12 protein-coding genes and 3 tRNA genes are annotated in these 13,306 nt (G+C 64.2%); 9 read left to right on the top strand and 6 right to left on the bottom strand.

The genetic code is table 11. From position 1 onward, the window contains the following. The first annotated feature begins 187 nt into the window (after window positions 1-187). Entirely contained in the window at window positions 188-1,072 is an 885-nt protein-coding gene (locus IWX77_RS16495; protein ID WP_196845634.1) for a DUF4190 domain-containing protein, read from the top strand. On the opposite strand, the gene IWX77_RS16490 is transcribed toward IWX77_RS16495, so the two are convergent. After that, on the bottom strand, window positions 1,069-2,295 hold the full coding sequence (locus IWX77_RS16490) for an isochorismate synthase (RefSeq protein WP_442784491.1): 1,227 nt from the start codon (window positions 2,293-2,295) through the stop codon (window positions 1,069-1,071). The genes IWX77_RS16495 and IWX77_RS16490 overlap by 4 nt on opposite strands. A gap of 84 nt (window positions 2,296-2,379) precedes the next feature. Between IWX77_RS16490 and ubiE the strand changes: the two genes are divergently transcribed. The 3 genes from ubiE to IWX77_RS16475 are packed head-to-tail and all read left to right on the top strand — an operon-like array spanning window position 2,380 to window position 5,634. Continuing rightward, window positions 2,380-3,090, top strand: a complete 711-nt coding sequence (gene ubiE / locus IWX77_RS16485) for a bifunctional demethylmenaquinone methyltransferase/2-methoxy-6-polyprenyl-1,4-benzoquinol methylase UbiE (RefSeq protein ID WP_196845633.1) — start codon at window positions 2,380-2,382, stop codon at window positions 3,088-3,090. A gap of 30 nt (window positions 3,091-3,120) precedes the next feature. After that, window positions 3,121-4,191, top strand: a complete 1,071-nt coding sequence (locus IWX77_RS16480; RefSeq protein WP_297414194.1) for a polyprenyl synthetase family protein — start codon at window positions 3,121-3,123, stop codon at window positions 4,189-4,191. Window positions 4,192-4,251: 60 nt separating this feature from the next. Next, complete coding sequence (locus IWX77_RS16475; protein WP_196845632.1) at window positions 4,252-5,634, top strand: FAD-dependent oxidoreductase; 1,383 nt, start codon at window positions 4,252-4,254, stop codon at window positions 5,632-5,634. 128 nt (window positions 5,635-5,762) lie between these two features. On the opposite strand, the gene IWX77_RS16470 is transcribed toward IWX77_RS16475, so the two are convergent. Next, a complete protein-coding gene (locus IWX77_RS16470) occupies window positions 5,763-6,251 on the bottom strand; it encodes a YajQ family cyclic di-GMP-binding protein (protein WP_196845631.1) in 489 nt (162 codons plus the stop codon). A gap of 437 nt (window positions 6,252-6,688) precedes the next feature. Here IWX77_RS16470 and IWX77_RS16465 point away from each other — a divergent pair. The 3 genes from IWX77_RS16465 (at window position 6,689) to IWX77_RS16455 (ending at window position 9,035) form a co-directional block, all read left to right on the top strand. Further along, window positions 6,689-6,773, top strand: a tRNA-Tyr gene (locus tag IWX77_RS16465). A gap of 67 nt (window positions 6,774-6,840) precedes the next feature. Beyond that, on the top strand, window positions 6,841-7,677 hold the full coding sequence (locus IWX77_RS16460) for an inositol monophosphatase family protein (protein WP_196845630.1): 837 nt from the start codon (window positions 6,841-6,843) through the stop codon (window positions 7,675-7,677). A 182-nt stretch (window positions 7,678-7,859) separates the two neighbouring features. Further along, a complete protein-coding gene (locus IWX77_RS16455; RefSeq protein ID WP_196845629.1) occupies window positions 7,860-9,035 on the top strand; it encodes a M23 family metallopeptidase in 1,176 nt (391 codons plus the stop codon). An 8-nt stretch (window positions 9,036-9,043) separates the two neighbouring features. Here the strand turns inward: IWX77_RS16455 and IWX77_RS17320 are convergent, their stop codons facing one another. The 3 genes from IWX77_RS17320 to IWX77_RS16445 are packed head-to-tail and all read right to left on the bottom strand — an operon-like array spanning window position 9,044 to window position 11,483. Next, on the bottom strand, window positions 9,044-9,502 hold the full coding sequence (locus IWX77_RS17320; RefSeq protein WP_327012274.1) for a GTP pyrophosphokinase: 459 nt from the start codon (window positions 9,500-9,502) through the stop codon (window positions 9,044-9,046). Beyond that, window positions 9,451-9,768, bottom strand: coding sequence for a hypothetical protein (locus tag IWX77_RS17315; protein ID WP_327012272.1), 318 nt, complete (start codon window positions 9,766-9,768; stop codon window positions 9,451-9,453). Before IWX77_RS17315 ends, IWX77_RS17320 begins: the two co-directional genes overlap by 52 nt. Beyond that, complete coding sequence (locus tag IWX77_RS16445; RefSeq protein WP_196845628.1) at window positions 9,765-11,483, bottom strand: glycoside hydrolase family 13 protein; 1,719 nt, start codon at window positions 11,481-11,483, stop codon at window positions 9,765-9,767. Before IWX77_RS16445 ends, IWX77_RS17315 begins: the two co-directional genes overlap by 4 nt. 127 nt (window positions 11,484-11,610) lie before the next feature. Here IWX77_RS16445 and IWX77_RS16440 point away from each other — a divergent pair. Together IWX77_RS16440 and IWX77_RS16435 are read left to right on the top strand one after the other, a co-directional pair. After that, a tRNA-Thr gene (locus tag IWX77_RS16440) sits at window positions 11,611-11,682 on the top strand. Window positions 11,683-11,713: 31 nt separating this feature from the next. Then, window positions 11,714-11,787, top strand: a tRNA-Met gene (locus IWX77_RS16435). A gap of 223 nt (window positions 11,788-12,010) precedes the next feature. Here the strand turns inward: IWX77_RS16435 and IWX77_RS16430 are convergent. Further along, entirely contained in the window at window positions 12,011-12,988 is a 978-nt protein-coding gene (locus tag IWX77_RS16430) for a site-specific integrase (RefSeq protein ID WP_196845627.1), read from the bottom strand. Between the last annotated feature and the right edge of the window lie 318 nt (window positions 12,989-13,306).

Here is a 13,306-nt window from a genome sequence, read left to right as displayed (position 1 = left end):
TGATACTCTCTCCGAGCTATATACCATTCGCAGGCAAGGGTAAATGAAGTCCTGAGGGCGGGTACAGGGTTGCCTCGGCACCCGCGAAGCTACCCAGTACCCGCCCTCAGGACCACGCGGCCGGGGAACGGCCGGGGAACGGCGAGGGATTGGTACCGTTGTGGCACACGGATGCCGGGAGGCCCAGATGACCATCGACTCACCCCGGGGCTACTCGCAGCCGGCCAGCTTTCCCGACCAGACGCCCGTGCCGAACCCGCCCGTGCCTAACCCGCCCGTGCCGAACCCGCCCGAACGTCGCGGAGGCATCACCCTCGCGGCACTCATCGTGGGTATCAGCGCCTTTGTCACCGGCTGGATACCGGTTCTGGGGCTGCTGCTGGGTATCACCGGAATCGTTCTCGGCATCCTCGCACTGCGCAAACATGGCCGCAAGGGGTTCGGGCTCATGGGCCTGATCGGGTCAGCCCTGGCCCTGCTCACCAATGTGCTGGTGATCAGTGTGATCGTGATTTCGCTGGTGAGTTCGGGGATCGGTACGTCGATCCTGAATGACGCGCAGCCCATCATCACCCCCTGCTATTCCTTCAACGGGCCCGCCGACTACATCAACAACCAGTCCGCCGAGAAGACTGAGGGCTGCATCACTTCCCAGGAATTGTGGGGCGAGTATGACGCCGACGGTGAGATCAACAACACCGGCGTTGGCAGCATCCTGGGCAGCGTGCTGGTGGAACCCGTGCGGGTGGCCAGCACCGACGAATGGGCTCCGAGCGGCAGCCTCGACGACATGGTCGACTTTCTGAATGAGAGCTACTTTCCCGATGCCGGCGAGGTCACGAGCCTGAAGGAGGCCGTCAGCCTCGACGGCGTCGATGCCAACCTCACGCGCCTCACAAGCACCGCGGAAAAGACCAAAACCAAGGCGTTCCTCACCGTCTTCGCACCGAACACCTACCAGTTTGCCGGGGAGCCGGTGAAGTTCTTCGTGATCTCCTTCGTCATTCCCGCTGACAACGGCGAGGAGATCATCGCCGCGGCGGTCGACTCCTGGCGCTGGCGTCAGGGCTAGCCGAAGGCTTCTACGATGGGGCGAAATTTCATCTTCGTCTCGGCCAGCTCGCGCTCTGGGTCTGAGTCCAGCACGATGCCGCAGCCGGCGTAGGCCGTGATTGCGCCGGTCGGGGCCACCTGCGCGCAGCGCAAGGCGATCGCCCACTCGCCATCGCCGTCGGCGCCAACCCAACCGACCGGCCCGGCATAGCGGCCACGATCAAACGGTTCGAGCTCGCGAATAAGGTTCAGGGCTGCATCGGTGGGAGTTCCAGCGACGGCGGCCGTCGGGTGCAGCGCCGCGATTAGGTCGAGCGAGGTCGACCCGTCACTCAAGGTGCCCTCCAGGTCGGTCGCGAGGTGCCAGAGGTTGGGTAGTTTCACCGTGAAGGGGATCTCGCTCGTGGCGAGCGCCGAGGTGTGCGGGCGCAGCGACTTCAGCACACTCTGCACCGCGAACTCGTGCTCGTCGCCGTCTTTCGAGGAGGTCGCCAGGGCGAGCGCCGCCTCGCGGTCGTCTTCGGCGTCCACGCCCCGCGACATCGTGCCAGCCAGCACCCGGGCGTTGACCGAACCGTGGTCGGCACGTATGAGGGTTTCCGGGCTCGACCCGATCAGGCCGTCGACGGCGTAGGTCCAGCAATCCGGGTAGCCGAGGGCGAGGCGGGTTATTGCGCGACGCAGGTCGGATTCGGCTGGCACCCGACCGACAAGGTCACGGGCGAGTACCACCTTGCTGACCTCTTGGGCTCGAATGCTCTCGATTCCCGAGCTGACCGCTGTGCGAAACGACTCGGGGGGCAACGCTCCGGGTAGCAGGGCGATGCGGTACTCGTCGCCGAGCGGATGCAGTACGAGCGGGTTCTCGGGCGCACTGGCCCCGGTCGCCCAGATGCGGGTCACCCAGCACTGGCCGTTTTCGCGGCCGACGATAATCTCGGGCACGATCAGCACGCTGGTCTGCGCGGACGATGCATCGAAGGCGAAGGCGCCGAATGCGAGCAGCCCAGTGCCGGTGCGGGCAAGCGGATCGGTCACGGTGGCCAGGGCGACGACCTGTTTCCAAGCGGCCGCAGCATCCGTCATACGGGTCGGGCCGGAGAATTCGAGCCGCAGAGCAGAGCCGATACCGGCCAGGCCTTGGTTTCGACGCATCCAGAGCAGGGGCGTACGGCCGTCGAGCAGCAGGATCAGTTGGCGGATATCGGCTATCGGGGAGGTTTCGACCGTCACGGCCTGCACATTCACTTCTGTAGCCTACGCCCGCGCCTGTGCGGCCCGGCAACCGTGCAGTTTCGCCCGCCTCGCGCAACCTAGAATGGTGGGGTGAATAGAGCAGACCTGAACAAACGGCCCGCGCAGGTGGCTGCCATGTTCGACGAGGTCGCCGCCCACTATGACCGCACGAACGCGCTGCTGTCGGTCGGCAACGCGTCGCTCTGGCGCATCGCCACCACCAAGGCGGTCAACCCGCAGGTGGGCGAACGCATTCTCGACATCGCCGCCGGCACTGGAACCTCCAGCGCCGCCCTCGCGCGCAGTGGCGCCCACGTCATCGCCGCCGACTTCTCGGCCGGCATGATCGAGGTCGGCAAAGCTCGCCACGCGCAGAACGCGAGCATCGAGTTCGTGCAGGCCGACGCCACCGCGCTGCCTTTTCAGGACAATGAGTTCGACGCCGTCACCATCTCCTTTGGACTGCGCAACGTCGTCGAACCGAAGAAGGCCCTCGCCGAGTTCTACCGGGTGACCAAGCCCGGCGGCCGCGTCGTCATCTGCGAGTTCTCCACTCCGCCGCTGACGCTCGTGCGCCAGAGCTACTTTGCCTACCTCAACCACGTCATGCCTCGAGTGGTGCGGCTTGCATCGTCGAACGCCGAAGCATACGACTACCTCGGCGAGTCCATCGCGGCGTGGCCAACCCAGCCGGTACTCAGCGGATGGCTGCGCTCGGCCGGATTTTCCCAGGTCGCCTACCGCAACCTCACACTCGGTATCGTGGCCCTGCACCGCGCCATCAAGCCCGCGGCATCCTGACCTGCTGATCTACTCGATAGGCTGACTTACGTGAAATTCAGAGCCCCCGTGATTCGACGCAGCGCGTCGGTGACCAGCCAGGCGGGCCTCGGCGATCGTATTTTCTCGACCCCCGCCGACCGTGGCCTGGCCGCAAACATCGATGCCGGCATCGAAAAGGTCGAAGCCGCGCTCATCGACGAGCTCGTTTACGCCAACGAAATCGCCACCGTCACCAGTCGCTACCTGCTGAATGCGGGCGGCAAGCGGGTTCGCCCCATGCTCGCGCTGCTCACCGCGCACCTGGGTGAGGGTGTGGTGCCCGATGTCGTCACCGCGGCGACGGCGATTGAACTGACCCACCTCGCCTCGCTCTATCACGACGACGTCATGGACGACGCCGACAAGCGCCGCGGCGTGCCGAGCGCGCAAACCGTTTGGGGCAACTCCATCGCCATCCTTACCGGCGACCTGCTGTTCGCCCGCGCGAGCCAGCTGATGGCCCGCCTCGGCGAACGCGCCATTAAACTTCAGGCGACGACCTTCGAGCGCCTTGTACTCGGCCAGTTTCAGGAGACGGTCGGCCCGCGCGCCGGCGAAGACCCGGTCGAGCACTACATCCAGGTGCTCGCCGGCAAGACCGGTTCGCTCATCGCCGCGGCCGCCCAGGGCGGTGTGGTGTTCTCCAACGCCCCGGCCGATTACGAACAACCCGTCGTGGACTTCGGCGAGAAGATCGGCGTGGCCTTTCAGCTCATCGACGACGTGCTCGACCTGTCACCGCAGCCGCAGGATACCGGAAAGGTACCCGGCACGGACCTGCGGGCGGGCGTCGTCACGCTTCCCCTGCTTCGGCTGCGGGAGCGTGCCGTGAGCGATGGGGCATCCGCTGACCTGCTGCACCGGCTGGAACGCGACGTCATGGCTATCGATTCAGCGCCGACCGAGACCGCCGATGCGGCGATCACCGCGCTGCGTGAGCACGCCGTCACCGCCGAGACCCTCGCCGAGGCGCACGGTTGGGCCCGCGACGCGGTCGCCGCCCTGGCGCCGTTGCCGAACGGTTCGGTCAAAAAAGCTCTCACCCGATTTGCCGAGACCATCGTCGAGCGCTCCAGCTAGACCCATTCGAGAGTGTGTCGGGGATCGGGCCCGGCCTGCTCGCGCAGTAAGGAATCTTCAGTGACCAAATTGAGACTGGCCATCGTCGGCGCAGGACCGGCTGGCATCTACGCCGCCGATATTCTGCTCAAGTCCGAGCGCAATTTTGAGGTCTCGATCGACCTCTTCGACCACCTGCCGGCGCCGTACGGGCTTGTGCGCTACGGCGTCGCCCCCGATCACCCCCGCATCAAGGGCATCATCACCGCACTACGCGGTGTGCTCGACAGCGGCGACATTCGTGTGTTCGGCAACGTGCGGTTCGGTGTGGACGTCACGCTCGACGATCTCAAGAAACACTACAACGCGGTCATCTTCGCGACCGGTGCCGTGCAGGACGCCGACCTGAAGATTCCGGGTGCGTCACTGCACGGCTCGTACGGCGCCGCCGACTTCGTCAGCTGGTTCGACGGGCACCCCGACGTGCCCCGCACCTGGCCGCTCGAGGCGCGCGAGATCGCGGTGATCGGCAACGGCAACGTGGCCCTCGACGTGTCCCGCATGCTCATCAAGCATGCCGACGACCTGCTTCCGACCGAGATTCCCGCGAACGTCTACGACGGGCTCAAAGCGTCACCGGTGACCGACGTGCACATTTTTGGGCGCCGCGGGCCGACATCCGTTAAATTTACGCCGCTGGAGCTGCGTGAGGTCGGCCAGCTCAACGATGTGGACATGATCGTCTACGACGAAGATTTCGACTACGACGAAGCCGCGAAGGCCGCCGTCGCGAGCAACAAGCAGGTCTTCGTGATCGATAAAACGCTGAACCAGTGGCGCGCCCGCGAGACCGGCACGGCCAGCCGCCGCCTGCACCTGCACTTCTTCGCCAAGCCGGTCGAGATCGTCGATGACGGCACCGGCCAGGTGGCCGCTTTTCGCTGGGAACGCACCGCAACGGATGCCGCTGGCGGCGTCATCGGCACCGGTGAGATTCGCGAGATCCCGGTGCAGGCCGTCTACCGGGCGGTCGGCTATTTCGGGTCGGAACTGCCCGACGTGCCCTTCGATAAGAAGCGCGGCGTCATTCCCAACCGCGAGGGCCAGGTGCTGCGGCGCGACCCCTCGGCCGGCACTGGTGGACTGTTCAACCAGCAGATGTATGGCGTTTACGCGACCGGTTGGATCAAACGCGGACCGGTCGGTCTGATCGGCCACACCAAGAGCGACGCGATGGAAACCATCCGGCACCTCATCAACGACCTCGGCAACTGGTGGCGCCCCGAGTCACCCTCGGAGAAGAGCATCGTGGAACTGCTCGACGCGCGCGGCGTGAAGTACACCGGCCTCGACGGTTGGCACAACCTGGACCAGCACGAGCTCGCACTGGGCGTGGCCGTCGGCCGCACCCGCATCAAGGTCGTCGACCGCGACGAAATGGTGTCCGTCTCCCGAGCCGACTAGCGTCATTGACCGGGCTCGGTACCGGTACCGGTACCGAGCCCGGAAAGTGGGCCCATGTTCTATCGTGGGCCCGCTTGCATAAGGTGGGCCCGGAACCCGGAACCCGGGGCCGGGGCCGGGGTCGGGGGCTAGCGGAAGTTGGTGAACTGTAGGGCCACGTCGAGGTCCTTGGCCTTGAGCAGTGCCATCACGGCCTGCAGGTCGTCGCGGCTCTTGGAGCTTACGCGCAGTTCGTCGCCCTGAATCTGGCTCTTGACGCCCTTGGGACCCTCGTCGCGAATAATCTTGCTGATCTTCTTCGCGTTCTCCTGGTCGATGCCGGCCTTCATGGTTGTCTCGATGCGGTACTCCTTGCCGGAGGCGAACGGCTCGCCAGCGTCGAGACTGCGCAGGGAGATGCCGCGCTTGATCAGCTTGGCCTCAAACACCTCGAGGATCGCTTTGACGCGCTCCTCGGTGTTGGCCTTCATGAGCACCTTCTCGCCGCTCATCGCGATCGAGGCTCCCACGTTCTTGAAGTCGTAGCGCTGTGCGACTTCCTTGTGCGCCTGGTTGAGGGCGTTGTCGACCTCCATCGGGTCGACCTTGCTGACGATGTCGAATGTTGAATCTGCCATCCCCCCATGATATCCGACCCTCGACAGCGTAAAGAGTGCCCAACGGGGCACTCTCTCGGGGCACTTTTGCGCTCCCGCGGGCCTACACGGTCGACCTGCTCAAGAACGGGTCTCCACGAGCATCGAGGTGAGGGTGGAGGCGGTCGGCTCCGAACTGGCCAAGATCACGTCGGGAATCAACGCGGGTGACACGGTGACTTCAGCCGATCTGAAAGCGGCCTGTGCCACCACCGACATCACAGCGGGCTCAGCGGGCTCAGCGGCGACACAGCGACCGAGACCCGTACCCCACCGGCCGGCGCGGGCTGGCCGGCCGCCGGGTAGCCGATGCGCCTCAACGACAACCCGGCGGGCGCTGATTTCTCGGAGAGGCGTTTCGTCTTGTATTGTTGAAACCGCGTCTCCGATCAAGTGATTACACCTGGTCGGGAGCGCATGGCGAGTTACCCAAGCGGCCAAAGGGATCTGACTGTAAATCAGACGGCGTAGCCTTCGTGAGTTCGAACCTCGCACTCGCCACCAGCACCAGAACAGGCAGGCCCTCGGGCCTGCCTGTTCTCGTTAGGACAGCTGCCTGTAGCGTGAGGGCATGACGCATCCTGCCCCGACCGAGTTGCTTGACCTTGCACGCACGATCGCCCTCACCGCCGGCGCACTCGCCCACCGTCGCCGCGCCGAGGGGGTCGAGATTGCGGCCTCGAAGTCGTCGCCCGAAGATATCGTCACCGCTGCCGACCGCGAGGTCGAGCTGCTCATTCGCAGCCTGCTGGCCGACGCCCGCCCCAATGACGGGTTTTACGGCGAGGAGTCCGACGCGACCGACGGCACGAGCGGGCTCACCTGGGTGGTCGACCCCATCGACGGTACCGTCAACTACCTCTACGGCATTCCGTTCTACGCTGTCAGCATCGCCGTCGTGCAGGGCGACCCTGACCCGGCCAGCTGGAACGCCCTCGCGGGTGCGGTCGTCAACCCCGCCCTCGGCGAGGTGTTCACCGCGTCCGAGGGTTCGGGTGCCTGGCTGGGCGACCGGCGACTGCACGTGAATCATGACGTGCCGCTCTCGCTCGCCCTGGCCGGCACCGGCTTCGGCTACGAGGCGACCCGGCGGGTGTGGCAGGCGAACGTCGTGGGCGGCCTCATCGGCCAGGTGCGGGATATCCGTCGTATCGGGTCTGCTGCGCTCGACCTGTGCTCGGTGGCCTGCGGGCGACTCGACCTCTATTTTGAACGTGGACTCAACCCGTGGGATCACGCCGCCGGCGCCCTGATCGCCCGCGAAGCCGGTGCCCGGGTCGGCGCTCTGCAAGCGGATGCCGAGGGTCGCGATCTGCTCATCGCCGCCGCTCCCAGCCTCTACGATCAGTTCGAACCGGTGCTCGCTGGTCTCTTCGAACGCTTCCCATTTCGCGCGAAAGCTGGCTGATTTTATACCCACTTACCCCCGTTTGGGTGTGATCGGTCACTTTCCTCTGGTATTCTCAGGGTTGCGCGCTAACGTTAATGAATTCGTTATATTGGCATGTCGTCATTTGGCGTTATCCAGAACGAGCACCCGATCCCGTCCGCTACGCCGAAAGCTGTACTTTGTCACGTCACACTCCATCCGTGGGCACCTCCGTGTCCGGCGAGAGTGACGGCACCGTATTTCCACCAGTAGCTCCGGCAGCCCTCACCCGTCGCCAATTGCGCGAGCGCGAGCGCGTAGCCTTCTCCGCTGCGGCACCGGTGGACGAGGTCGTCGTTGATATCGTGCGGCTCAGCCCCGCCGCAGACCTGATCGTCGCCGCCGATCTGTCCGAACGCGATCTTGAGCCGGCCGTCGTCACCGAGACCAACCGCATCGTCGCGGCCGTGCCGGTCGCCGACGCCGAGCCCACCGACTACGAGAAGCTGCTGGCTCCCGGCATCACGCAGTCGATCCCGACGGTGATTCCCCCCGCCGGTGGCCTGCCTCGACGTCGCCAGCGCATCGAGCAGAAGCCCGGCGAGCCCTTCGCCCCCGCGCGCGATTTCGTCCCGGCCGGTTCGCTTCCCCGCCGCACCCCACGCGCACGTCCGCCCGGCAGCACCATGCGCAAGCGCGCGGCCAGGGGCGCCTCGATCCTCGCGATGTCGTTCGTGGCACTGATGGCCGTGGCCACGTCGATTCCGGCGGAGGCGCTGTTGTCTTCGCAGGACGTGCAGGCATCCGCTTTGGAAGCTCAGCGGGTTGTGCCGGCCGAAGAGGCGCAGAGCATGGATCTCGCCGGTGGCGACACCGTCACCGTCGAGCGCGACGGGTACGAGTCGAGCACCATCGCCGAGGTTGCCGCAGCCAGCGGTATTCGTATGGAGGACACCTTCACCAATAACCCGAACGGCACCATTCAGTGGCCATTCGCCGTTGGGGTGCACATCGGTGACCAGATGGGCCACCGCAATTGCGCCGGCTGTTCCGTGAACCACGGCGGCCAGGACTTCAACCCGGGCGTCGGTGCGCCGATTCAGGCCATCGCTGACGGTGTTGTCAGCCGCGCCGAAGACGGCGAAGCCAGCCTCGGCGTTCACATGATGATCGACCACATGGTCAACGGCGAGCTCGTCACGAGCGTGTACGCGCACATGATCCACGGATCGATGCTCTTCAAGGAGGGCGACGTGGTCAAGGTCGGCCAGGTCATCGGTAAAACCGGCAGCACCGGAATGTCGACCGGCCCGCACTTGCACTTCGAGATTCGAGAGGGTGGCATCACCGGCACCAAGGTCGATCCGCTCGCCTGGCTCTACGCCAACACGAACTAGCCCGGAACCTACCAGGTTTCGCTGCGACCGCGCATGATGGAATCGAGCAGGCCCTTCGGCAGCGGAAACGGCGGCAGGCCGTCGAAGCTGAACACGGCAGCATCATTGGCATCGACGGACTCGAGCGCTACGACCTGGTCGTGCAGCAATTCCATCTTCACGTCGAGGCGATTGGCGGCGTCCGCCGCCTGCCGCAGGTCCTCGACGAGAGTGTCGGGCACGGCGCCGTTGTACTTGTAGAAAATCTTGTGCTCGAGGCGCGCCCAGAAGTCCATGGCAATCGTGCGAATCTGAATCTCTACGGTGACCGGCTGCACGCGGTCGGACATGAACACCGGGATCGCGACGATGAGGTGCAGGCTCTGGTATCCGTTCGCCTTGGGCGCCTGAATGTAGTCCTTCTCGTGGAGCACCGTCACGTCTCGCTGCCCGGCGAGCAGATCGCGAATGCGATAGGTATCCGAGATGAAACTGCAGGTGATGCGAATGCCCGCGATGTCCTGAATATTGCCGCGAATACCGTTGAGTTCGAGCTGACGTGCTCGATCGGGCTATAGTCGTGGATCGAGCTGAACTCTTCCTTCATAATGTTCATCTTGGTGAGCATCTCGTCGCTCGCGAACTTGTACGACAGCATGAACCGGGTCAACTCGAGCTTCAGCTCTCGCGTGGCGGCGATGCTCGCCAGCGCGGGGCTGCCACTACCATTCGGCTGGTCGACAGCTTCGGTCATGCCTGAACGGTAAGCAACCAAACCGTCGCGTCGCCCGGCAGGGTGCGGCCGACGAGTTCTTCGCTCGCCAGAAGTACGTCGCCAGCGGGCAGCTGAACGGATGCTGCGCCCGTGTTGGCCACGATGGTTACGTCGCCGTTGCGGTACGCCGCAACCTCGGGGCCGAAGCCCCCGAGCCACTCGACCGTACCGGCGCCAAGGGCGTGTTCCCGGCGGAGGCTCAGCGCGAGCTTGTACAGCTCGAGAGTCGATCCGGCCACGCCGTCTTGCTGGTCGCGGGCCAGCCCCGCCCAGTCGGACGGTTGCGGCAGCCAGCTCTTCGCGCCGGTGCTGAAGCCGAACGATTCGCCGGCGGCTTCCCACGGAATCGGCACGCGGCATCCGTCTCGACCGTAGCGTTCACCGTTGGTGCGAAACCACGTGGGGTCTTCGCGGGCGTGGTCGGGCAGGTCGACGGCCTCGGGCAGGCCGAGTTCCTCGCCCTGATACAGGTAGCTGGAGCCGGGCAGCGACAGCATCAGAGCGGATGCCGCCCGCGCGCGTCGCAATCCCAGCAACGTGTTGGGCAGCCCGACGGTTTTCGGGCCGATGCCGTGTCCCTGCAGGTTGTCGCCGTCGAGGGCGAGCCGGGAGGCGTGGCGCACGACGTCATGGTTGGACAGCACCCAGGTGCTCGGCGCGCCGACGTTGCCGAAGGCATCGAGCGACTCGCTGATGACGCTCTTGAGTTTTGCAGCGTTCCACGGGGTTTCGAGGTAGGCGAAATTGAAAGCTTGGTGCATCTCGTCGGGACGCACCCACTTGGCCATCTGGCTGAGCGGGTCAACCCAGGCTTCGGCCGCGAGAACCCGGTCTCCGGGGTAGGCAGCGAGCACCTGGTGCCAGTCGCGATAGATCTCGTGCACGCCATCCTGCGCCCAGTACGGGGCGGTCAGCGGCGTCTCGGCTGTGATTCCCGGTTCGAGAGCGGATGCCGGCGCCCCGCCCATGCTGCCGCCCTCGGCGGAAGGCGTGTAATCGGGGAGGCCGGGAGCCTTGATCATGCCGTGCGCGACATCCACTCGAAAACCGTCGACGCCGCGGTCGAGCCAGAAGCGCAGCACCGCGCGGAACTGCTCGCGCACCCAGCCGCTGTCCCAGTCGAAGTCGGGCTGGCTGCTATCGAACAGGTGCAGGTACCACTGGCCGGGGGTGCCGTCGGGGTCGGTCGTGCGGGTCCAGGCAAGGCCGCCGAAGACGGACTCCCAGTTGTTCGGCGGCAACTCGCCGGTCGTGCCCTTGCCGTCACGGAAGGTGTAGCGGGCGCGTTCTTCGCTACCCGGGCCGGCGGCGAGGGCCGCCTGGAACCAGCCGTGTTCGCTTGAGGAGTGGTTGGGCACGATGTCGACGATGACCCGGATACCGAGGTCATGGGCGGTGCGCTGCAGCACCTCGAAGTCGTCCAGGGTGCCGAACAAGGGGTCGACGTTGCAGTAGTCGGAGACGTCGTAGCCGGCGTCGCGTTGCGGCGAGGTATAAAAAGGAGAAAGCCAGATGGCGTCGACGCCGAGGTCTTTAAGCTGAGGCAGTCGCGCGCTGATCCCAGCGAGGTCGCCCATGCCGTCACCGTTCGCATCGGCGAACGATCGCGGGTAGATCTGATAAATAACGGCTGTGCGCCACCATTCGGTGCCAGAGGTCAGTTCGATGCCAGAGGTCAGTTCGGTGCCAGTCATCCTGAAATGCTACGGCATCGTTGCCGGGTGCCTGTAGCGTGGGTCAAGTGGTCAGGAGCTGGCCATTGGAGTGATAATGTTTCTAGGTTGCCAAAACGCGGTGTTGCGACTGTTCTTTGGTTGCTCTGCCCCCTTAGCTCATTGGTAGAGCACTTCCTTGGTAAGGAAGAGGTAGTGGGTCCGATTCCCACAGGGGGCTCAGGCTTGGAAGCGAACAGCCGACAAGTCGCGGCGGGGTAGCTCAGTTGGTTAGAGCACACGGCTCATAATCGTGGTGTCGCGGGTTCAATTCCCGCTCCCGCTACAAAAACCCCGGATTTCTGCGGAAGTCCGGGGTATTTTTTCGCCGATTTTGGGCCAACCCCGCATAAACCCCGCAGATTGAAAACGTTTGAAGCAACCGCCTCATCGTCCTCAGGTCGGGAAATTAGCCAATCTGCGTGTGCTTGAAGCCACCAGCGCAGAGGGAAATTTCCCTGCTCCGAGGTCGTTCAAAATGCGACCACGACTCGCTGTCCCCCGCGGATTTAGATAGCGGACAGCAGGGAGTTCATCGTCTCAGCTGCGCGGACGCCGCCGGTGTTTTTCGCCATGTAGACGTCTTGCGTTAGAGACGGATTGGCATGGCCCAAGTATTCCGCAATCTCACGTGCGCTCAGCCCGGATTGGTCGAGAGCTGTCGCCACCGTTTTTCGAAAGCTATGAGTGGTCACGCCTGGGTAGCCCACCCGTTCACGAGCCATCCGCCAGTCTCGTGATGTATTGCGAGGATCCCGAATGTTGCCGTGCATAGTTGGAAAGACAAGGTCGTGATTATTCTGGATTCTAAACGTCGACTGCCTCTGGCGGAGCAACTTGACAAGGGACTGCGGAATCGCAATCGTGCGCACGCCAGCCCTAGTCTTCGTGTGGTCCTGCAGGAGAACACCTTTTCCGCGAGCACGGATCACATTCGCATTGATGGCGACGGTGCCAGCATCTAGGTCAAGTGCGGACCAGCGAACGGCGAGCACTTCTCCAAGGCGGCATCCCGTACCAGCTAGAAACACAATCACGTCAGCAGCGTCAAGTTCGTTCAGACGGGTGTCGGCACGCACTGCGGAAAGTAAAGCTGGAAGCATGGGAAGAGGAATAGCCGTGGCGCCTTCTCGTAGGCGCGCAATGTTGTCTATCTCTCGGACGGGATTGACAAGTATCGCATCGGACCGAGCGGCCACGCCCATCATCCCCGAGAGCACCGCACGGCAAGCTTTGGCGGCACCGTGCCCGTGCTTCTCGACGACTTCGCTAATAAATCGTCCCAAGCGCTCTGTCGTGGCCTCCGACACGGCCAGTGAACCAATTTTTGGTTTGATGTGATGCTCGATTGTCTGCCGATACGTGTCTACGGTGCGTGGCGCACGATCCGCCTTCGTCAACAAGAAACGATCAGCAAGTTCTGAAAGCGACGTTTCTCTTTTCACGACACTTGTCGATGATGAACGCACCGTGGTGAGGGCGGACATGAGTGATGCTTGGGCTTTAGCCTTTGACGGTGCGAATCGTTCAATCTGACGGAGTGTTCCGTCGTCAAACCGATACCGTGTGCGTGCGCGCCACCGTCCCGGTGATATTTCCGACGCGCTGATGACTCCGTGACTGGTGACGGGAACGCGTGGCCTCACCATGACGTACCTCCTCAGAGCCCCTCGACCCTATTATTCCTCGAACAGAACGCCTTTGGCGTCGCGGAATTTGTCAAGCCGGATGAGGCCAGTGGGAGTGAGGCGGCTAGTTTGGCCTCGGTGCTGTCGGTGGGTTTGTTGATCCAGGCGGTCGCCGGA

This window comes from Cryobacterium sp. CAN_C2 (genome assembly GCF_015751745.1).
Lineage (GTDB): Bacteria > Actinomycetota > Actinomycetes > Actinomycetales > Microbacteriaceae > Cryobacterium.
The sequence above is the reverse complement of the archived record's forward strand: the minus strand, read 5'-3'. Positions and strand labels throughout refer to the sequence as shown.